Source organism: Actibacterium sp., from assembly GCF_055134745.1.
In genome coordinates, this window is sequence record NZ_JBSRVX010000002.1 from 1 (window position 1) to 20360 (window position 20360).

Annotated in this window: 17 protein-coding genes; 11 read left to right on the plus strand and 6 right to left on the minus strand. The window is 62.4% G+C overall.

Annotated features, from left to right (window positions below):
* Nucleotides 1-107: 107 nt before the first annotated feature.
* The 5 genes from ACTCHC_RS00100 to ACTCHC_RS00120 form a co-directional block, all read right to left on the minus strand.
* Nucleotides 108-1322, minus strand: a complete 1215-nt coding sequence (locus ACTCHC_RS00100; protein WP_463020406.1) for a HupE/UreJ family protein — start codon at nucleotides 1320-1322, stop codon at nucleotides 108-110.
* Between the two features lie 185 nt (nucleotides 1323-1507).
* A complete protein-coding gene (locus ACTCHC_RS00105) occupies nucleotides 1508-3037 on the minus strand; it encodes a GMC oxidoreductase (protein WP_463020407.1) in 1530 nt (509 codons plus the stop codon).
* Nucleotides 3030-4469 (minus strand): glycosyltransferase family 39 protein, encoded by a 1440-nt coding sequence (locus ACTCHC_RS00110; protein ID WP_463020408.1) that lies wholly within the window; start codon nucleotides 4467-4469, stop codon nucleotides 3030-3032. The genes ACTCHC_RS00105 and ACTCHC_RS00110 overlap by 8 nt, the downstream gene beginning before the upstream one ends.
* A 1-nt stretch (nucleotide 4470) precedes the next feature.
* Entirely contained in the window at nucleotides 4471-5250 is a 780-nt protein-coding gene (locus ACTCHC_RS00115) for a class I SAM-dependent methyltransferase (RefSeq protein WP_463020409.1), read from the minus strand.
* A 9-nt stretch (nucleotides 5251-5259) separates the two neighbouring features.
* Nucleotides 5260-6231 (minus strand): NAD-dependent epimerase/dehydratase family protein, encoded by a 972-nt coding sequence (locus ACTCHC_RS00120; protein ID WP_463020410.1) that lies wholly within the window; start codon nucleotides 6229-6231, stop codon nucleotides 5260-5262.
* A 152-nt stretch (nucleotides 6232-6383) separates the two neighbouring features.
* Between ACTCHC_RS00120 and ACTCHC_RS00125 the strand changes: the two genes are divergently transcribed.
* Complete coding sequence (locus ACTCHC_RS00125) at nucleotides 6384-7451, plus strand: NAD-dependent epimerase/dehydratase family protein (protein WP_463020411.1); 1068 nt, start codon at nucleotides 6384-6386, stop codon at nucleotides 7449-7451.
* A gap of 123 nt (nucleotides 7452-7574) precedes the next feature.
* Nucleotides 7575-8921, plus strand: coding sequence for a nucleotide sugar dehydrogenase (locus tag ACTCHC_RS00130; RefSeq protein WP_463020412.1), 1347 nt, complete (start codon nucleotides 7575-7577; stop codon nucleotides 8919-8921).
* Nucleotides 8922-8953: 32 nt separating this feature from the next.
* On the opposite strand, the gene ACTCHC_RS00135 is transcribed toward ACTCHC_RS00130, so the two are convergent.
* Entirely contained in the window at nucleotides 8954-9868 is a 915-nt protein-coding gene (locus ACTCHC_RS00135; RefSeq protein ID WP_463020413.1) for a sulfotransferase family protein, read from the minus strand.
* A gap of 335 nt (nucleotides 9869-10203) precedes the next feature.
* On the opposite strand from ACTCHC_RS00135, the gene ACTCHC_RS00140 reads away from it, so the two are divergent.
* From ACTCHC_RS00140 to ACTCHC_RS00180, 9 genes are all read left to right on the plus strand, one after another.
* Entirely contained in the window at nucleotides 10204-11682 is a 1479-nt protein-coding gene (locus tag ACTCHC_RS00140) for an NAD(P)/FAD-dependent oxidoreductase (protein WP_463020414.1), read from the plus strand.
* A gap of 193 nt (nucleotides 11683-11875) precedes the next feature.
* Nucleotides 11876-13171: an ABC transporter substrate-binding protein gene (locus ACTCHC_RS00145; RefSeq protein WP_463020415.1), complete on the plus strand. Its 1296-nt coding sequence runs from the start codon at nucleotides 11876-11878 to the stop codon at nucleotides 13169-13171.
* A gap of 15 nt (nucleotides 13172-13186) precedes the next feature.
* On the plus strand, nucleotides 13187-14113 hold the full coding sequence (locus ACTCHC_RS00150) for a branched-chain amino acid ABC transporter permease (RefSeq protein ID WP_463020416.1): 927 nt from the start codon (nucleotides 13187-13189) through the stop codon (nucleotides 14111-14113).
* Nucleotides 14110-15051: a branched-chain amino acid ABC transporter permease gene (locus ACTCHC_RS00155; RefSeq protein ID WP_463020417.1), complete on the plus strand. Its 942-nt coding sequence runs from the start codon at nucleotides 14110-14112 to the stop codon at nucleotides 15049-15051. The genes ACTCHC_RS00150 and ACTCHC_RS00155 overlap by 4 nt, the downstream gene beginning before the upstream one ends.
* On the plus strand, nucleotides 15048-15761 hold the full coding sequence (locus ACTCHC_RS00160) for an ABC transporter ATP-binding protein (RefSeq protein ID WP_463020418.1): 714 nt from the start codon (nucleotides 15048-15050) through the stop codon (nucleotides 15759-15761). The genes ACTCHC_RS00155 and ACTCHC_RS00160 overlap by 4 nt, the downstream gene beginning before the upstream one ends.
* Nucleotides 15748-16443, plus strand: coding sequence for an ABC transporter ATP-binding protein (locus ACTCHC_RS00165; RefSeq protein WP_463020419.1), 696 nt, complete (start codon nucleotides 15748-15750; stop codon nucleotides 16441-16443). Before ACTCHC_RS00160 ends, ACTCHC_RS00165 begins: the two co-directional genes overlap by 14 nt.
* Nucleotides 16444-16580: 137 nt before the next feature.
* A complete protein-coding gene (locus ACTCHC_RS00170; RefSeq protein WP_463020420.1) occupies nucleotides 16581-17549 on the plus strand; it encodes an SLAC1 family transporter in 969 nt (322 codons plus the stop codon).
* Nucleotides 17550-17664: 115 nt separating this feature from the next.
* Nucleotides 17665-19119: an IMP dehydrogenase gene (guaB, locus tag ACTCHC_RS00175; protein WP_463020421.1), complete on the plus strand. Its 1455-nt coding sequence runs from the start codon at nucleotides 17665-17667 to the stop codon at nucleotides 19117-19119.
* Between the two features lie 54 nt (nucleotides 19120-19173).
* Nucleotides 19174-20340, plus strand: a complete 1167-nt coding sequence (locus ACTCHC_RS00180) for an RsmB/NOP family class I SAM-dependent RNA methyltransferase (protein ID WP_463020422.1) — start codon at nucleotides 19174-19176, stop codon at nucleotides 20338-20340.
* The last annotated feature ends 20 nt before the right edge of the window (nucleotides 20341-20360 follow it).

Genomic DNA, 20360 nt, shown 5'->3' on the forward strand with positions numbered 1-20360 from the left:
CTGTCTGCCCCCCGCACCCCCCGAGGGTACTTGTTCCAAGAATAAGACCATGGTGTTTATCCTTGGTCAAAATACCCCGGCGCGAGGCCAAGGATTGCGCAGTGGCTTCAGAAGAAAACCCGCTGAACGAACCAGAAGGCTCCGACCAGGGTAATGATCAGCGAACCGGGAATGACAATGCGGCTGCGATACCAGGGCTTGTTGCCGAACCACAGGCCAACCAGCAGGAAGGCGCAGCCGATCACGGTGAGCTGGCCCAGTTCGACCCCGATATTGAAGGACAGCAAGGCGGTCAGGAATTCGCCTTGCGGAATACCGAATTCGCGCAGGATACCCGCAAAGCCCAGCCCGTGCAGCAGTCCGAACAGAAAGACAACGACCGGTCGCCAGGGGCTGAGCGTGGGGCGCAGGATGTTTTCCACCGCGACATAGACGATCGAGGCTGCGATCAGGGGTTCAACGATGGAGGATGGCAGGTTGACGACCCCGGCCGTGCCCAGCCCCAAGGTGATGGTATGTGCGATCGTGAATGCCGAGACCTGCATCAGGATCGGGCGCAACTTCGTCGACAACAGGAAGATGCCCAGAACGAACAGGATGTGATCCAGCCCCTTTGGCACGATATGCTGGAACCCGATCACGATGAAATCGGCGATCATGTTCCAGACGGAGCGGGCCTTGAGGTCGTCGATCGTCAGCGGCGTGCTCGTTTCACCCTTGTCGACGATCTGGATTGCTGAAGTTCGGGCCCGGACGGCCTCGGTGCGCAGGGTCAGTTTGCCGAATTGTGCGGGCCAGCCGATGCTGAAGGTCTGCGCATCCGCGGGCAGGTGGCCAGAGATTTCCAGCGCGGTGCTGCGCGCTGTGGACAGATCGCCGACCTCGCGAAAGATCAGCGGTTTGATCGTGAACTCGGCCGGTCTGCCATCCAGCAGAATGCGCAGCCCTGCGGCCAGCCGGGGTTCGAATTCGTCATAGAGCTTTTCCAGCTGGTCGGGGGGCAGGGCGCGCAGGCGGTCGTATTCCGTTGCATTCGGACTGTCGGCCGTATCGGCCAGATCGGGGTCTATGCCGGCCACCACGGCCTCGAGATTAAGCTGAAGGCGAATATAGAAATCAGTGGCATCCCGGTTGAAGGTGACGACCGCATCAGAGGATTTGAACACATGCGCATCCGCGCCGTGGTCGATCAGGCTGAAGAATGCGACAAGCATGAGCAAAAGCATCGGTGAGCCAATGCTGATGCGTCGGCGCAGCCATATGCGCGGGTGAAAGTCGCGCGGGCAGCCTGTTTCCGAGGATTCAATGCCGGTATGAAACATGATGATACCCGACGACGCGGCCCAGCCCACCTGTTGCCACTAACGCAGCCTAGGGCCGCCATAGGGTATGGGGCAAGCGTGATAGGAATTCTGCGGCGTTCTGGCGCAGCAGCCTGTGCTGAGTCATGCACAATCGCCTGAAAACCCATCGTTTGTCTGACTTTCGGGAACAGGGTAGGGGGGCTTCAGATGGCTTTTTCGCCGATTCTATGGGCATTGGCCATGACGCCAAAGGTAATGGTCGTGGCCGGGATAGAGGGCAGGGTGGACGCATCGATCAGATGAATGCGCGACAGGCCTTGCGGACGGCCCAGCGGATCGGACTGGCCGGGGCCGGGGGTGCGGGACATCGGCACCGTGCCGCCGGTATGAAAACTCGATCCCGGTGCGCCGGGGCGGGCGGCGGGGGTCAGGGCCGTCAGGCCCGCGCGGGCAAAGCCACGCGCCAGCGCCCTTTGCGCCGCGCGCAGCGTGGCGGCGGCGGCGGGGTTTTCGTCCAGCCGTGCGGCCAGCCGGCCATCGGCGGTCAGGCGCAGACCGATCCGGTGCGAATGGTCCGAATGCAAGAACAGTTGCGCCACGATCAGGCGGCGGGCCAGCGCATGCCACAGCGGCGTCAGCCCGGGCAGTTTGCGCCCATAGCTGGCGATCAGGTCGCGGGCGTAAAACTCGTTCCAAGTATAGATCTGGGCGTGGATCAGATGCGGGCTGATATCGGGGCGATCGAGTTCGGCGAAAAGCTGGGGCAGGGTGTGGCTGGCGGCGCGGTCGGGGCGGGCAGGCGCGCGCCACCGGTGCAGCATCGGCAAAAAGGCGTGCTGGCTGTCGCGCAGGATCAGCTCGCGCCCCGGTTCGGGTGCAGAGTTCAGCACGATCCGCGCGGTTTCCAGCACGCCGGCCCCGATATACGCGCGCGCGCCGGTCAGGGTGTCGCCCCCCGTCAAGGTCAGCGTGACGCCATCGGCGGATTCGGCAAAGCGGGTGACGATGCGGCCCGGCAGATAGGTGAAATTGGGGTCAGTTCGCAGCCGGTCCAGCGTCTGGCGTGCCGACCAGATCAGCCCCCAGGGGCAGCCATGCAGGCACATGCCGCAGCGGGTGCAGCCGGGGCTGACGGCCTGACGGGCGGCGCCGATGTGAAAGCCGGGCTGCCCTTGGCCGGACAGGCGGCGCAGAACCTCGGCGGCCTGGGGGCTTGGGGGGATGTGCGGGGCGTCCGGGGTCAGATAGGTTGGCAGAAGATTGGCCAGCGTGTCTTTGGTGCCCGAGATCGGCAGAAATGCGGCCACGGCGCGGTAATGGCGGTCCATCTCGGCCTCGGTCACCGGCCAGTCGGCGATGTCGCTGGCCCGGTGCGGCAGCACCGCCGCGCCCCAGACATTCGACAGCCCGCCCATGGCGCGCGAGGCGCGCAGGCCGAACCAGGGCGCATCGGACAGGGTGTCGGTCCCCTGTTCCTGCGCGAAGTCGGAGCCGTATCGGCGGACCTGGCCGGGGACGGGGCTGAATTGCGGCGCCTGCCAGTCGGCGCGCTGGCGGGTGGTCCATTGCCCCGGCTGCAACCGGGCCAGTGCGGCGCGGCGGCTTTCGGCGGCGGCGTCCAGCATCCTGCCGCCATCGACCATCACCACGGGTCGACCGCGCGCCAGCAATGCCATCGCCGCAGATACCCCGGCGGGGCCCGATCCGACGACGATATCGGCGCTGTCAGTCACGTCGCAGGACCAGCACGTTCCCGTCGCCCAGCGTGCCGGGAAAGACATGGGTGACCGTGATTTCGCCCGCCTGCTCCATCCGGTTCATGTCCGGAAAGGCGCGGAAACTGCGGCCCGGAAAGGCCACGACCAGCAGCAACGGGCCAGGCTGGGCCAAAGCTGCGGCAAAGGCGGCATTGTCGGGCAGCATCTGCCAGTCGACCTGATAATAGCCTTGAAAGGCCGCGCCGACGACGCCCACGGCATAGACGCGGGTTTGGGGCGTGCGCGTGGCCTGGACCAGATCATGGGCGCCGGCCAGATTCTGTTTCGGCGCCATATAGTTGCGCGCCGCCAGCCCGCCTGACGCGATCAGCATCAGCGTGATGGCCGCCGCGAACAGCGCGGTCTTGCCGCCCGTGATGCGCGCGATGGCATCGGTTACCGCCCGCACCCCCAGCACGATCAGCAGCATCAGAAAGCCGATATCGGCAAAGAAAAAGCGCGGCCAGATCCGCATGCCCAGCGCCAGAAGCAGCACCATGGTCAGCCCGATATGGACCAGCACGGTGGGCGCAAAGAGCGGCGCGGTGCGTCCCGCCACCAGCCCGCCCAGAACGCAGAGCACGATCACCCCCAGTGCCACGATGGCGACCAGCGGCCCGGCGCTGCCGATGGTGGTGCGCACGGCCTCGTATATGGTCCAGAGCGGGTTTTGATATTCCTGCATCACATCGACGGCAGAGCCTTCCGCGACACCGCCGACCGTATTCAAAAGACTGGGCAGCAAGGGCGCATAAAGCCCCAGCGTCAGCACCGCGCCGATGACGAAACCCAGCAGCGGCAGGGCGATCTGCTCCTTGGCCAGCCCCCCCCGCGCGCCCTGACCGATCAGATAGGCCAGCCAGACCAGCCCCTGCGCGGCAAAGAAAAACGCCCCCGTCAGATGGGTGAACACCGCCAGCGCCAGCACGACGCCATAGGCGATCCAGATGCCGGGGCGCGGGCGGCGCAGCCCGTTCAGGAACAGGATCATGCCAAGCGCGCTGTAAAACGCCAGTTCGGTATAGCCGCGCGCGTTTTGCGAAAACCAGATGTGGTGGAACGACAGCGCCAGCAGCAGCGCCGTCAGATGCGCGATGGCTGCCCCCGCGATATCGCGCGCCAGCCACCACATCGCCCCGATCGCGGCCAGCCCGAAGATCAGCGCGGGCAGGCGCACGGCCCAGGCGCTTTCGCCCAGGATGGCCACGCCCAGCTTGGATTGCAGATCGAAGAAATAGTGGTGGTTCATCGAATAGCCGTCGAACATCTGGCCCCAGGGCAGGCGCAGATGGGTGGTGACGGTGATGATCTCGTCATACCACAGCGGATCGTTCAGCCCCGGAATGCGCAGCGCCAGCGCGATCAGCAGGATCGCGCCAAGCCACAGATAATCACGCCTGTTCGTCATGTCAGACCTTTTTCACCGCGCGCACCAGCACCAGCATTTCAAAATTCGGGTCGTGCACATCAAGCTCGGCCTGATCGACCTCGGATGCGCCAAGGCCGTGCAGGTTGCAGATGCAGGTAAAGATATTGCCGACGGTCGAAACCTCGATATTTTCGCGCCCGAAGACATCGCCGAACAGGCGGCGTTTGGACTGGGTGGTGAAATGCCAGTATTCGCCCCAGTCATCCACGCCCTCGCGCCGGGCCACGCGGGTCATGCCGTGGCTGGTGCACAGCACGGTGCCGCCCGGTTTCAGGATGCGGTGCAGGGTGGCGATGGCCTTGTCGACCTCGAATATCATCTGCAGGGTCTGGGTGATGATGATGCAGTCAAAGCTGTTATCGGGAATATGGGGCGAATCGGTCAGATCGGCGACGATGGTGGCCTGGGGGTTGCCCTCGACATAGTTCAGAACGTCGGCCTTCGTCACCTTATCGCCGCCAAATTTGCGGATATAGGCCGGATCGCCCATTTCCAGACAGCGGCCCTTGATGTCGGCCGAATGGTTTTCCAGAAACTGCTCTATATAATAGCGCTCGATCGTCAGCAGGTCGCGGTCCTGCCCGAACACGGTGCTGATCGGCGACAGCCGGCGTAGCCCGCCGAAATTGACCGACCCCACCGGCACCGATTGCAGTTTATAGATCCGCTGTTGTTTGCGGATCCATTTGCGCGCGCTTTCGGGCAGCAGCACGGTGGCAGTGTCGCGGATCAGTTTTTCCAGACGGGCGGCAGGGGTCATGTCAAATCCTTAATGCAGGCCGGTGGCGCGTTTTTCGGCGATGATATCGTCGATGATCGTGGCCAGCGTCCGCATCGGGCGGAAGTTGATCGTGCGTTGCAGCTTGGAAACATCGGGCAGGCGGCGGTTCATATCCTCGAACCCGACCGGATAGACATCCGAATAGGGGATCAGTTGAATTTCGGATTTCGAGCCGGTCATGGCGATCACGGTTTCGGCCAGTTTGCGGATCGATACCTCTTGATCGGTGCCGATGTTGAAGACCTCGCCCTGGGCTGCGGGCGTGTCCATCAGCCGGATCAGCGATTCGACCACATCGAACACATGACCGAAACAGCGTGACTGATCGCCGGTGCCATGCACCATCAGCGGCTTGCCCTCGAGCGCGTTCTGCACGAAATTCGGCAGCACCATGCCATAGCGCCCGGTCTGGCGCGGCCCGGTGGTGTTGAAGAACCGCAGCACGATGGCGGGCAGGCCAACCTCGCGCACATAGGCCAGCGTCAGAAACTCATCCAGCGTCTTGGCGCAGGCATAGGACCAGCGCAGGTTCTTGGTGGCGCCGATGGTCAGGTCATCGTCTTCGGAAAACGGGAATTTCGTCGCCTTGCCGTAAACCTCGGAGGTGGAGGCGATGAAGGTCAGCTTCTTGTCCTTCAGCGCCGCCTTCAGCACGTTTTCGGTGCCGGTGACATTGGTCAGGATCGAGCGGCTGGGTTCGTCCATGATCAGCTTGACGCCGACGGCGGCTGCCAGATGAAAGATCACATCGGCCTGATCGACATGCTCCTGCACCAGCGGCAGATCGAGGATATTGCCTTCGACAAAGCGGAAGGCCTGATTGTCGGCGATGGCCTTGAGGTTCGATACCCGCCCGGTGGAAAGATCGTCCAATGCGGTGACGCTGTGGCCTTCGGCAATCAGCCGTTCGGCCAGATGCGAGCCGATGAACCCCGCGCCGCCGGTAATCAGAATATGCATGGTGCCTCTTGTCGAATGCGTTTCGCTGCGAATGCAAACCGTATAACATGGCCATGGCAGGGCGACTATACGCTTGGTGTGAAACGATTTCACGGGCGGGCAATAGGGCCGCAGGCCGCAAATTGTTCCGCAGCCGGAAACAGGAGGCAGGATTGAGCAGACCATCCGATGCAGTGCAGGGCCTGCCCGTCGCCGTGACGGGCGCTGGCGGGTTCATCGGGCGGCGCGTGGTGGCGGCGCTGATCGAGGCGGGGGCCGATGTCACCGCGATCTTGCGCAGCGGCCATGAGGCCGGATCGCTGCTGGCGATGGGGGCGGCTGTGGCCGTGGCGCCGCTTGCAGCGGGGCCGCGTCTTGCCACCGCACTGCGGGGCAAGGCGGTGCTGTTCCATTTCGCCTATGACATGCGGGCCGGGGCGGCGTCCAATCTGGAGGCTTTCGATGCGCTGATCGCTGCAGCGCGCGCTGCGGGCGTGGCGCGGATAGTGCATGCAAGCTCGGCCGTGGTCTATGACAACTGGCCCGGTGGGGCGCTGGATGAAAACAGCCCGATCACGCCGGGGGGAGGTGAATACCGGCGCGCCAAGATAGAAATGGAAAACAGGTTGTTGCAGGGCTATCTTGACGCTGCGATCCTGCAACCCACCATTGTTTATGGCCCCGGCAGCGCGCTGTGGACCGATGGCCCGATATCGGCGCTGCGACAAGGGCCGGTGATCTTGCCCGATCCGGTGGGGCATTGCCCTGCGTTGTTTGTCGATGATCTGGCCCAGGCGGCGGTTCTGGCGGCGGGGCTGCCCGATCTGGGGCGCGAAAGGTTTCTGATTTCCGGGCCGGATCAGCCGGGCTGGGATGCCTTCTTTGATGGCTATGCCGGCTTGATCGGGCAAGGGGCCGTGGAATTGCGCCCGGCGGCCGAACTGGCGGCCCGGCTGGGCCCGGCCCCCACCACGCCCAAAGGCCCGTCATCCGCCGCGCGGATCAGCGCTGCGCTGCGCCGGATTCTGGGGCGGCGCCGGTTCGAGACATGGGTGGCCAAGGCACGCAGGCTGCGCCCCGCGCAGGGGCCGGTCTGGCCCGACCGCGGGGCGCTGGCCCTTTATGCCGCCACTCCGCAGATTGATCTGACTCGGGCGCGCCGGCGTCTGGGCTATGCGCCTGCCCATGATTTCAACAAGGGATTGGACGCGATCCGGGCGCAATTGCTGCGGCGCGGCTAGATTGGTGACAAATCCCGGCCGGTTCGGCAAAACATCGGGGTGATTTGTAAATCGCGCTGCCGATTCCCGCCGGTTTCATGTTACTCGAGTCGCAACACGACAGATTTCTGTGAGGTATGATTGATGAATTCTGCATTTTCACATTTCGGAACACTGAAAGACCGGATCGCCACCAAGCAGGCGAATGTGATGACCGTCGGGCTGGGCTATGTCGGGCTGCCGCTGATCCTGACGATCAATGAAACAGGGTTCAACGCCACCGGGTTTGATATAAATGCCGAACGTGTGGCGCGTATCAATTCGGGCGAACAGGTGATTTCCTATTTCCCGCCCGACCGGATCAGCAAGGCGATCGAAGGTGCACGGTTCCGCGCCACGTCGGATGCTGAACGTATCGCCGATCAGGATATTATCCTGATCTGTGTGCCCACGCCGCTGTCGCCCGAGCGCGAGCCTGATCTGAAATATGTGGTCAGCGCGGTCGAGGTGATCGCCCGGCATCTGCGCCCGGGTCAGATGGTCGTTCTGGAAAGCACCGTGTGGCCCGGCGCCACATCGACGGTGGTCAAACCGATTCTGGAACGCAGCGGGCTGAAGGCCGGCAGCGATTTCTTCCTGGGCTTTTCGCCCGAGCGCGAAGACCCCGGCAACGAAACCCATACCACCCGGTCGATCCCGAAGATTGTGGGCGCGGACGACCAGCATTCGCGCGACCTGCTGGAAGCGTTCTATTCGCAGATCGTGTCAAAGGCGGTGCCGGTCAGTTCTTCGGCCACGGCCGAGGCGGTGAAACTGGCCGAAAACAGCTTTCGCACGGTGAACATCGCGCTGGTCAATGAAATGAAAGTGGCGATGGATGCCATGGGCGTCGATGTATGGGAGGTCGTCAAGGCCGCCGCGACCAAGCCCTTTGGCTATATGCCCTTTTACCCCGGCCCCGGAATTGGCGGCGATTGCATCCCGGTCTCGCCGGTCTATCTGTCGTGGCGCGCGCGCGATGTCGGGTCGCAAACGCCGATCATCGACCTGGCGCGCGGCAATAACGAACGCGCGCCTGAAATGCTGGCCGATCGCATCGCGCTGGACCTGTCCAAACGCGGGGCAGCCGTGAAGGGGGCCGATATCCTGATCCTGGGTGTGTCCTACAAGAAGGACATCGAAGATACTCGCGTCAGCCCGGCGCTGGCGCTGCTGAACCGGCTGGAGGAAATGGGCGCGCGGTGTGATTATCATGACCCCTATTTCCCGGTGATGCCGATGACGCGCGACAATCCCGAACTGGCCAATCGCAAATCCGCACCGCTGACGGCCGAAACGCTGGCCGGATATGATGCGGTGGTGGTCACGACCGACCACACGGATGTGGATTATCCGCTGGTGGCGCAGTCGGCGCAGGTGATCTTTGATTCGCGCAATACGTTCGACAGTCGGGGTATCAAGGTTCCCGGCGAGAAGCTGATTAAGATTTAATATTTCTGTTACAACTGGTTGCGGGCATCTGTTCAGGTGCCCGCCGGTGCCAGCCAATGCGACAGGTCGCGCCCGATCAGCCCTTGCAGGCGGCGGGTGTCGTCATCCAGGCGCTGATGTAGAATGGTGCGCGCCGCGTCGGGCATGCGGTCTTCGCGGGTCAGGTTGAACCCGGCCAGCCAGTCGCGGATACGGCGGCGTTGCCTGACGGGCAGGATCAGGCCGACCGCGCCGGTGATCGGATTGGGCTTCATCAGAAAATCCTGGAAGGCGCGGTTCTTGGGTGTGCCCCCGGCATTATGCTTGACCGACATATCCGGGCTGAACCCGGCATCGGCGCCGATGTGATCGAATATTTCGGCGATCAGGGTGGCGGGGTCGGTCTGATAGTCCTCATAGGTGCGGATCAGGATCTGGTCGCGCGGGAACAGCGCCAGATAGCGCGCGATCTGTTCGCCATAGCGGGGGAAACCAGAATACCCGAACAGCGGTTGCCAGCCTGCGGCCAGACGCTCTTGCTCGCGGTGCAAGGCCTCGGTGAAATCGCTCAGCGGCTCGATCCGCAGCTTTGTGGCATATTGGAAATGCGAAAAGGCCTGTTCGACAGGGTTGCGCAGGATGGCCACCAGCCGCGCCTTTGGGGCGTGGTGATATATGCGCTCTGGGGCCTGTTGCGCGAACAGATAGAGCGGCGAGGCCTCGCCAAGCAACGCGCCGGCGGGTGCACGGGCAAACAGCGCCTGATACGCGGGCAGGGTCGTGACAGAGTTGTTGATGAAGTCCGCCCCGGGGCCCTGGCAACGCAGGGTCTGGCCTTCGAAAGCAAAGAAATTCGGCTCCTTGATCGACGGCATGAAAATCTGCGGATGCTGCGACAGATAGGAATACAGCGCCGTCGTGCCGGCGCGCGCGGCGCCGATAATCAGAAAATCCGGCATCTTGGTCATCGCGGGGGCCCTTCGATTCATTGCGTCTGTGTATAGGGCGAAATGCCCGTCGGCCAAACCCCGCCGACCAAATAAGTCGGGCTTGGCGATGGTCATGCTGCCATGCAGAAAATGATTCGTGTCGGAATTTCACCGAATGACATGCGCTTGACGCAGAGTTAGGTGTAAACTTGCGAAGAAACGCGGGAATCATCTAGGATTGGTTCCAAATTGGATACTAAAATGAGGTTATTCGGGGAAAAACGTTAAGTTGCTTTTGAGCACCCCCCGGTTTGGGGTATGGTCTTAACGAGGCTGGCAGTTGGTGGATTTATTCGAGGACGTTTGCGGTTTACATGGAACAAAATTACAGCATCCCGGTCGTCATCATTGGTGGTGGGCCAGCAGGTCTGACGGCAGCTTACGAGTTGCAGAAACGCAGCGGCTCTCATCGTCCGGTGGTTTTTGAAGGCTCTGACATGGTGGGGGGCATCTCCCGCACCGAAAGCAATAACGGTTACCGGTTCGATATCGGTGGCCATCGCTTCTTCACCAAGGTGAAAGAGGTCGAGGACATGTGGCACGAGGTGATGGGTGATGATTTCATCACTGTCCCGCGTCAAAGCCGCATCTATTACAAAGAAAAATTCTTTGACTATCCGCTGAAGCTGTTCAACGCGCTGTCCAATATCGGCCCCTATGAGGCCGCGCGCATCGTTGTCAGCTATATCAAGTGGCAGGTCCGCCCCTCGAAGACCGAAGACAGCTTTGAAGACTGGGTGATCAACCGCTTTGGTGGCCGTTTGTACATGCACTTTTTCCGCAGCTATACGGAAAAGGTCTGGGGCATCAATCCCAAGGAAATCCGCGCCGACTGGGCCGCGCAGCGAATCAAGAACCTGTCGCTGTTCAAGGCGGTCTGGAACGCGATTTCGGGCGCCAATGACACCGCCAGCCTGATCGAGGAATTCCAGTATCCCCGCCTTGGCCCCGGCATGATGTGGGAAAAGTGCCGCGACGATATTCGCGCCCGTGGCGGCGAAGTGAACATGCGGTCCGAAGTGGTCAAGGTGAACCGCGATGGCAACCGCGTGACATCAATCGAGATCAAGCGTTGGTCGGATGATGGCAAGCCGGCGGTTCGTGAAACCGTGGGCGGTGAGCATTTCATCAATTCTATGGCGATCAAGGATCTGATCCACGCATTTGATCCCCCGCCGCCGCAGCATGTAATTGATGCCGCCAACCGATTGAAATATCGCGACTTCCTGATCGTGACGCTGGTGCTGGATCATGCTGACCCGTTCCCCGACAACTGGATCTATATCCACAGTCCCAAGGTGAAGGTCGGCCGCATCCAGAACTTCCGCGCATGGTCGCCGGAAATGCTGCCCAATCCCGACACGGCCTCGATCGGCATGGAATATTTCTGCCAGAAGGGCGACGGGTTGTGGACGATGTCCGATGCCGATCTGCGTGCGCTTGCCGCCAAGGAACTGGAAGAATTGTCGTTGGCCAAGGCATCGGATGTGATCGACGCCTGGGTCATTCGTCAGCCCAAGGCCTATCCGGTTTATGACGGTGAATACAAAGAGGCGCTGGATACGATTCAGGAATGGATCATGACGCTGGAAAATTTCCAGACGGTCGGGCGCAACGGTCTGCACCGCTATAACAACCAGGACCATTCGATGCTGTCGGCCATGCTGGCTGCACGCAATGTTCTGGGCGAAGACCATAACGTGTGGGAAGTGAATGTCGAACGCTCGTATCACGAAGAGTTCGAAATCTCAAAAAAGCCCCCGGCACATGTGTCGCCGATCGCCGCTGAATAAGCTGCGGTCAATCAAACGGTAATTCAAGCCGCCCGGTCATGTGCCGGGCGGTTTTTTCATGCGCATTCCTTTTCAAGTAAACCGTCGTCGATCGGAGTTTGAATTTGGCCCGGGAATATGAACAATCTGTTTGTGAGGGGGAATGTCTGCCCCTAAGCTGATTGCCAAGTAACGCGCATAAAGGGTGTGTCATATGTCCGATACCGAACCGAAAACTGTATCGCCAACGCGGCGCGATGCGTTGAAGACGCTGGCCGTTGGGGCAGGGGCTGTGGCGGCACTGCCCATGTGGGCCCGTTTCGCGCAGGCCCAATCATCCGCCCCCATCCGGATCGGGTTTCAGAAACATGCCACCGGCATCGGTGCGGCCTATGGCCGCTGGTATGATCGCACGACACAGGCCGCCGTCAAACTGATCAACGAACAGGGCGGCATCAACGGGCGCCCGGTCGAGATCGTGACCGAGGATGACGGCACCGACCCCAAGCGCGGCGCCGAGGTGGTCGAAAAATTCGCCACCCAGCTGAATTGCGACATCGCCTATGGCACCTTGTTCAGCCATGTGGTGGTCGGATCGGCCCCGCGCGCGGCCGAATTGAAGCTGCCCTATTTCGTGGTGTCCGAAGGGCATCACGTGGCCAGCGGCATGCTGAACCGCTGGGTGCTGCAACCCGGTATCACCGATGTGAAAAGCCAGGTTCGCGCGATGGCACCCTTCATTACCGCACGCCTGGGCCGGCGGGTCACGATGATCTATCCCGATTACGGCTTTGGCTATGACCATCGCGACAATCTGGAGCCGGCAATTGTTGAACAAGGCGGGCAGGTGCTTGCCAAGATCGCGATTCCGCCAACCGAAACGTCCTTTACCAAGTATTTCGCCCAGATTCCCCGCGATACGGAAGTGGTATATCACGTCATGGTCGGGCCGGCCGTGCTGACATTCGTCAAGGAAATGGGCGAATTCTTCGGGGCGAACGGGCCGCAGATCTTTGGGTTCATCGACAGCCTTGAGGCCGTAGACATGACCAGCCCGGGGTTGGAATTTCTGGAAGGGTCCTATTTCTGGGAAGGCATGCCGCGATATGCCCAGCCTGACGTGAACCGGTTCGATGCCGATTACCGCGCGGCTGTCGGGGTCGGGCCGGATGGAACCGCACTTGGCGATCCGCGCGATGTGGCGACCTATGGGCATATGTTCGGCTGCTGGGAAACGCTGTTCACGATCAAGGATGGCATGGAATACGCCGGCTATCGGGGTCCGCAGGACCGTCAGGCACTGGTCGAGGCCGTGGAAGCCATGACGATCATGCCGCATTCGCCGCAACATCCACAGGGTGCCAAGGTGTTCAACGGCAAGACCCATCAAGTGTTCGGCCCGCAATATATCTCGCAGATGGCGGGCGGGAAGCTGAACACCATCCACATCGCCCCGATCGAAGACACCTTTTATCCCGACGAGGTGGACTATACCCGGCAGCCCTTCTGACGGGCGCGCAGGGCGGTGGAGTTTGGCCCCCATCTGATGCTGGCCTTGCTGGAAGGCGCGGTTACGGCGGCGGTTCTGGCATTGATGGCATCTGGCCTGTCGCTGGTCTTCGGCGTGATGCGTGTGGTCAATGTGGCCCATGGCGAGTTCTACATGCTGGGCGCGGTGGTGGCCTGGTTCGTCAGCACGCTGGTGGGGGGCGGGCCGGTCATGGGGTTCGTCGCGGCTGTGGTGCTGGCGCCGTTGATCGTGGGGGCGGTGGCGATGCTGGCCGATATCACGGTGCTGCGCCATATCGACTATGATGCCGAACGCACCATCGTGGCGACAATCGGTATTCTGTATATCATACAACAACTTACGTTGATGACCTATGGTCCCGAGGCAAGGCCGGTCATCGCCCCGTTCAACGCACGCATCGCCCTGCCATGGGTCGAATTTGTAAACGGGCGGCCGCAGCTTTATTGGCCCTGGGGGCTGTCGGTCACATCCTACAAGCTGTTCGTGATCGCGGCGGCGGCGGCGGTGCTGCTGGCCATCCGCGCGCTGATGTTGCGCAGCCGGGCCGGGTTGCTGATGCGCGCCACCCAGATCGACCGCGAAACGGCGCTGGCCTTTGGCATCCCGGTTGAACGGGTCTATGCGCTGGTCTTTGGCATCGGGGCCGGTTTGGCGGCGCTGGCCGGGGTACTGATCGTGCCCATTCAGCAGGCGCATTACCTGATGGGGGGCGACGCGCTGTTGCTGTCTTTCATCGTGGTGATCATCGGTGGATTGGGCAGCCTGCCGGGCACGGTGATCGCGGCCTTGCTGATCGGCCTGTCGGATGGGGTGATATCGGTGTTCTTTTCGCCCACATTGGCCAAGATCATTGCGACGCTGCTGGTGGCCATGGTTCTGGTGTTCCGGCCGCAGGGCCTGTTGGGGCGGCCTGCACGATGACCGGTTTGCGAAGCCTTGCCCTGCATGGCGGTCTGCTGGCGTTATTGCTGGCGCTGAACTTTGTATTGCCCGCCTATCATCACGGCAATCTGGCGCGGGTCATGGTGCTGGCCAGCTATGCGATCGGCTATAACATCATGTTCGGTTATGCCGGATTGCTGAGCCTGGGGCATGCGATGTTCTTTGCGGCGGGCATGTATGGCGCGGGGCTGGGGGGGCGGTATATGGCGCTGGACCCGGTCGCGGCGCTGGCGATGGGGCTGGGCTGTGCCGCAGTGCTGGGGCTGGTCGTCGGGCTGCTGGCGCTGCGCACACGCGGGGTTGGGTTCATGATCGTGTCGCTGATGTTTGCACAGGCGGTCTATCTGACGATCCTGCTGTTCGGTGGCTATACTGGCGGCGATGAGGGGTTCGTGGTTCAGGCGGCCCAGCGCAGCCTGTGGGGGATTGATCTGAGCCAGCCCGGCAATCGCTATTTGGCGGCACTGGCGCTGTTCACGCTTTGCCTGATGGCCTGTCTGTGGTTGGTGCGCAGCGCCGCCGGGCGGGTGCTGGTGGCGATCCGCGAGAACGAGGATCGCACTGCATTGCTGGGCTATGACGTGTTCCGGCACAAGCTGGTGGCGGTGGTCATCTCGGCCGCCTTGTCAGGGGCGGCCGGTGCGGTTTACGGCATCCTGTTCGGATATGTCGGGGCCAGTTTCGCCACGGTGCAATATTCGATCTTCCCGCTGCTTTGGGTGTTGCTGGGCGGGGCCGGAACAGTGATCGGCCCGTTTATTGGAACGCTGTTCATGTTCTACCTTGTCGACCTGTCCAGCGGTGTGACCAGCGCCTATATGCTGATCGCGGGCGTCGTGCTGCTGGCGTTGACATTGTTTGCCCCCAGGGGCATCGCTGGCGCGGTGCGGCGCCATATCTGGCGGGGGCTGCCGTGACTCTGCTGAAAGTGCGTGGATTATCACGATCATTCAGCGGCTTGCGCGCCGTTGATAATGTTGATTTCGATCTGCCGCAGGGGCAGATACGCGCCCTTATCGGGCCGAATGGCGCGGGCAAGACCACCTTTGTGGGCATGTTGATCGGGCGGATTGCACCCGATGCTGGGCAGATTCTGTTCGACGGGCAAGATATCACCGGTTGGCCCGCGCATCGGCGTGTGGCTGCTGGAATGGGCTATACGTTTCAGATTACATCGGTTTTTGGCGCGCTCAGCGTGCACGAGAACGTGGCGCTGGCAGCGCGACGCCAGCCAGCCGGGGCGATCCAGCGAACCCGGCAGGCATTGGCGCAGGTAGGGCTGTCTGATCGACAGGCGACGTTGGCGGGTGACCTGAGTTATGGCCACCAGCGGTTGCTGGAACTGGCCATGGGGCTGGCACAGGCGCCGCGCCTGCTGATCCTGGACGAACCGACACAGGGCCTGGCCGATGCCGAGATCGCTGTCTTTCAAGCGCTGTTGCGTGACATGGCCGGAAAGACGACCGTGCTTTTGATCGAGCACAACATGAATATCGTTATGCAATCTGCTGACTTCATAACGGTTATGGATCGTGGCTGTATTCTGGCCGAAGGCAGTCCGGCCGAAATACATGCCAATCCGGTCGTTCAGGCGGTCTATCTGGGGACATCCCATGCTGAAGATTGATCGTATCAGCGCCGCCTATGGTGCTGCGCCTGTGCTGGGCGACATTTCATTTACCGCATCGCCGGGCCAGATCACCTGCCTGATGGGGCGCAACGGGGCGGGCAAGACCACCATCCTGAAGACGATCATGGGGCTCGTGCGCCCGACGGGAGGCCAGATATGGCTGAACGATATCGACCTGACCCGGTTGCCCCCGCATCGCGTTGCGCGCCAGGGTGTCGGCTATGTCCCGCAGGGCCGCCGCCTGTTCGGCGAGCTGAGCGTGGCTCAGAACCTTGAGATCGGCCTTTGGACGCGCAACAGCCCCGCCCTGGCACGGGAACAGGCGCTGGCGCTGTTTCCGCGTCTGCGCGAACGGCTGGATCAACAGGCCGACACCCTGTCGGGCGGCGAACAGCAGATGCTGGCTGTGGCGCGGGCGCTGTGCCTGCGGCCAGAAATCCTGCTGCTGGACGAACCGACCGAGGGATTGCAGCCGTCGATGACTGCCCTGATCCGTGACGTCATGGTGCAATTGCGCGATCGCGGCGTCGCCATCGTTCTGGTCGAGCAACGGCCAGAGGCGGTGCTGTCCGTGGCTGATCAGGTTGTGTTTATTGAAAACGGTCATATTGGACAATGCGTTACGGGGCAAAGCTTGCGCAAGGATCCGGCCCCTTTGCAGCGTTACATCGGGGTGTGACGGATCGGTGGGTGCGTCAGGCGGGGCTGAGACATTTTGGCGCCGGGCACAGAGGCCGCAAAATGATAGGGCGCAGCGGCCAGAGGCTGTATATCTGCCCGCATGAGAATGCCGCAGAAAAAGAGGAGCAGCCATTAATGCAACCGCTGAGCAAGGCAAAATTCGGCACCCATGTGCCCCCCGCCATATTCCCTTCGATCTTCGGTTTGCTGGGGCTTGGCCTGGCCTGGCGGCGGGCCGCTGCGGTTTTTGCCCTGCCCGCCGGGATCAGCGAGATGATACTGGGCGCGGTGACCTTGTTATTCGTGTTCGCGGCCATGGCCTATGGTCTGAAGGTCTCACGCAGGCCGGGTGTGGTGGGCGAAGACCTGCGGGTGCTGCCGGGCCGCGCGGGGCTGGTCACGATGGTTCTGTCCTTTTACCTTGTGTCGGCGGGGGTGATCCCGGTCAGTCGCAGTCTCGCGCTGATCGCGCTTGGGTTGGGGCTGGCGCTGCATGCTGTGCTGGTGATCCTGCTGTTGCGCCTGCTGGTGCAGGGGCCGCCCGAACAGCGGCAGGTCACGCCGATCTGGCATCTGAGCTATGTCGGTTTCATCATCGCGCCCGTGGCGATGATACCCTTGGGCTTCGTTCAGGCCGCCCAGATCATATTCTATGTAACGGCGGTTTTCGCGGTTGCCATCTGGGGTATCAGCCTTGGCCAGCTTGCGCGCAGCATGCCGCCTTCGCCGTTGCGCCCGCTGCTGGCCATCCATCTGTCACCTGCGGCACTGTTGGGCACTGTGGCACTGATGTTGGGGCATGGGCAAATGGCGGTGGGGTTCGCGGCGCTGGCAAGTGTCATCGTGGTGCTGTTGCTGTTTTGGGCGCGCTGGATCACCGCCGCAGGGTTCAGCCCGCTTTGGGGGGCGTTCACCTTTCCGCTGGCCGCCTATGGCTCGCTGATGCTGGCCTTGGCGGCGGCTGGGCAGGGCGATGTGTTCCGCATCGCGGGGGGTGCGGTTCTGGTCGCCTGCACGCTGTTGATTCCGTGGGTCGCCTTCAAGGTCTTGCAGGGATGGGCCAAGGGGCAACTGGCGGTCAAGACCAATGCGGCGCGGGTTTGATGTGATCGAAGCCATGGGGCGGATTAAGGCCTGCCGCTCGCGCTTTGGGTCTTTCCTTTCCTGCCGCACCATGAAATAGGGAAGCGCCAAACGAAAACTCCCAAGGAGCACCCCCATGGAGATTCGCGAGGCCCTGACCTTCGATGATGTTCTGCTTGTTCCGGCTGCCAGTTCGGTGCTGCCATCCATGGCGAATACATCCACCTTCGTCACGCAGGCCATCCGCCTGAACATTCCGCTGCTCAGCTCGGCGATGGATACGGTAACCGAGGCGCGCATGGCCATTGCCATGGCCCAGGCCGGCGGGATGGGTGTCATCCATCGAAACCTTGAAATCCGCGAACAGTGGGAAGAGGTGCGCAAGGTCAAGCGCTTTGAAAGCGGGATCGTCTATCGCCCGATCACGCTGCGCCCAGACCAGACGCTCGCCGATGCCAAGGCGTTGCAGGCGGAATACAACATTACCGGTTTTCCCGTTGTCGATGATGCGGGCCGGGTCATGGGCATCGTCACCAATCGCGACATGCGCTTTGCCAGTGACGATTCCACGCCGGTCAGCGTGATGATGACATCCGACAACCTGGCCATCCTGAACGAACCGGCCGACCGCGCCGAGGCGCTGAACCTGATGAAGGCCCGCCGGATCGAAAAGCTGCTGGTCACGGATGGGCAGGGCAAGCTGACCGGGCTGCTGACGCTGAAAGACGCCGAACAATCGGTGCTGAATCCCCAGGCCACCAAGGACGAGCTGGGCCGGTTGCGGGTTGCCGCCGCCACGACGGTGGGCGATGTGGGGTTTGAACGGTCCGAGGCGCTGATCGACGCGGGCTGCGATCTGATCGTGATCGACACCGCGCATGGCCATTCCGCAGGCGTGGCCATGGCTGTCGAGCGGATCAAGAAGTTGTCGAACGCGGTTCAGGTCATGGCTGGCAATGTGGCCACGGGCGAGGCGACCCGTGCTTTGATCGGGGCCGGGGCGGATGCGGTCAAGGTTGGCATCGGGCCAGGGTCGATCTGCACCACGCGCATGGTTGCCGGTGTCGGCGTACCGCAATTGACCGCGGTGATGGATTGCGCCGCCGCCGCGCGTGACACCGGCGTGCCTGTGATCGCGGATGGCGGCATCAAGTTTTCGGGCGATTTCGCCAAGGCCATCGCGGCGGGTGCCCATTGCGCGATGGTGGGCAGCATGATCGCCGGAACCGACGAAAGCCCGGGCGAGGTGATCCTGTATCAGGGCCGCAGCTTCAAGGGCTATCGCGGCATGGGCAGTCTTGGCGCGATGGCGCGCGGCTCGGCCGATCGCTATTTCCAGAAGGACGCCGCCAGCGACAAGCTGGTGCCCGAAGGGATTGAAGGCCAGGTGCCCTATAAGGGGTCGGCGGGGGCGGTGATTCATCAACTGGTCGGCGGGTTGCGCGCGGCCATGGGCTATACCGGTGCCGCCACGATCGAGCAGATGCGCAACAATACCCAGTTCGTGCGCATCACCGGGGCGGGGCTGAAGGAAAGCCATGTGCATGACGTTCAGATCACGCGCGAAAGCCCAAATTACAGAATTGGTTGATATCGTAATGGCTTGTTGGTCATACCACATGTATCACGTCAAGATTGTGACGCCATGACTCCGGCGGCCAGATATGCCGCAGCGATCCAGATTCTGGATGGTGTTCTGGCCGGTCAGCCCGCTGAAAAGCTGTTGACCACCTGGGGGCGGCAGAACCGCTTTGCCGGATCGGGCGACCGGGGCGCGATACGCGATATCGTGTTCGATGGCCTGCGTGCCTTGCGCTCGCATGCTGCCTTGGGCGGCGGCGATACCGGCCGGGGCGTCATTCTGGGCGGTCTGCGCGAGGCGGGCATCGACCCGCGCAGCGTGTTTACGGGCCAAGGATATGCCCCCGCACCTCTGAGCGATACCGAACTGGCCCTGAGCCTGACCCCTGATGACTTGCCGCCCGCGGTGGCGCTGGATTGCCCCGACTGGCTGATGCCGCTGTTGCAAGACAGCCTGGGCGACGATTTTCGCACGGTCATGCAGGCGCTGCGCCAGCGGGCGCCGGTATTTCTGCGCGCCAACCTGCGCAAGGTGTCGCGTGATCAGGCGCAAGCGGCGCTGGCCGCCGATGGAATCACGACTGTGCCGCATCCGCTGTCGCCAACGGCGCTGATGGTGCAGGCAAATGCGCGCAAGGTTCAGGCCTCGGGCGCGTATCAACAGGGGCTGGTCGAGTTGCAGGATGCCGGGTCGCAGGCGGTCAGCGACATGATTCCGGTCGAGGACGGCCAATCGGTGCTGGATTTCTGCGCCGGCGGCGGCGGCAAGACACTGGCGCTGGCGGGCCGGGCGCGGGCCCGGTTCCATGCCCATGATGAAAACCCGCAGCGCTTGTGCGATCTGCCCGCGCGCGCCGAACGGGCGGGGGTGGATGTCGCGCTGGTGGTGGATTCGGCGCAGGGCGCCCCCCATGATGTGGTGATATGTGATGTGCCCTGTTCCGGCAGCGGTGCCTGGCGGCGCAGCCCCGAGGCAAAATGGCGTCTCACGCCCGCGACGCTGAAGGCGCTGATGGCAGTTCAGGCCGGTATACTCGACCAGGCCGCGCCGCTGGTGCGGACCGGGGGGCGGCTGGCCTATGTGACCTGTTCGCTGTTGCGGGGCGAGAATCGCGATCAGTTGACTGCCTTTCTTGCCCGCAACAAAGGTTGGAGCATCGACAGGATGCGTGAATTGACGCCGCTTGATGGCGGCGACGGCTTCTTTGTCGGCATCCTTTCGCGCGCCTGAAGGCGTTGAAAATCTTCGAA

Coding starts and splice junctions, on each gene's coding strand:
- ACTCHC_RS00100 (WP_463020406.1), bottom strand. CDS start 1,322: ATGTTTCATACCGGCATTGAATCCTCGGAAACAGGCTGCCCGCGCGAC.
- ACTCHC_RS00110 (WP_463020408.1), bottom strand. CDS start 4,469: ATGACGAACAGGCGTGATTATCTGTGGCTTGGCGCGATCCTGCTGATC.
- ACTCHC_RS00170 (WP_463020420.1), top strand. CDS start 16,581: ATGCAACCGCTGAGCAAGGCAAAATTCGGCACCCATGTGCCCCCCGCC.
- ACTCHC_RS00145 (WP_463020415.1), top strand. CDS start 11,876: ATGTCCGATACCGAACCGAAAACTGTATCGCCAACGCGGCGCGATGCG.
- ACTCHC_RS00135 (WP_463020413.1), bottom strand. CDS start 9,868: ATGACCAAGATGCCGGATTTTCTGATTATCGGCGCCGCGCGCGCCGGC.
- ACTCHC_RS00165 (WP_463020419.1), top strand. CDS start 15,748: ATGCTGAAGATTGATCGTATCAGCGCCGCCTATGGTGCTGCGCCTGTG.
- ACTCHC_RS00115 (WP_463020409.1), bottom strand. CDS start 5,250: ATGACCCCTGCCGCCCGTCTGGAAAAACTGATCCGCGACACTGCCACC.
- guaB (WP_463020421.1), top strand. CDS start 17,665: ATGGAGATTCGCGAGGCCCTGACCTTCGATGATGTTCTGCTTGTTCCG.
- ACTCHC_RS00140 (WP_463020414.1), top strand. CDS start 10,204: ATGGAACAAAATTACAGCATCCCGGTCGTCATCATTGGTGGTGGGCCA.
- ACTCHC_RS00155 (WP_463020417.1), top strand. CDS start 14,110: ATGACCGGTTTGCGAAGCCTTGCCCTGCATGGCGGTCTGCTGGCGTTA.
- ACTCHC_RS00180 (WP_463020422.1), top strand. CDS start 19,174: ATGACTCCGGCGGCCAGATATGCCGCAGCGATCCAGATTCTGGATGGT.
- ACTCHC_RS00120 (WP_463020410.1), bottom strand. CDS start 6,231: ATGCATATTCTGATTACCGGCGGCGCGGGGTTCATCGGCTCGCATCTG.
- ACTCHC_RS00130 (WP_463020412.1), top strand. CDS start 7,575: ATGAATTCTGCATTTTCACATTTCGGAACACTGAAAGACCGGATCGCC.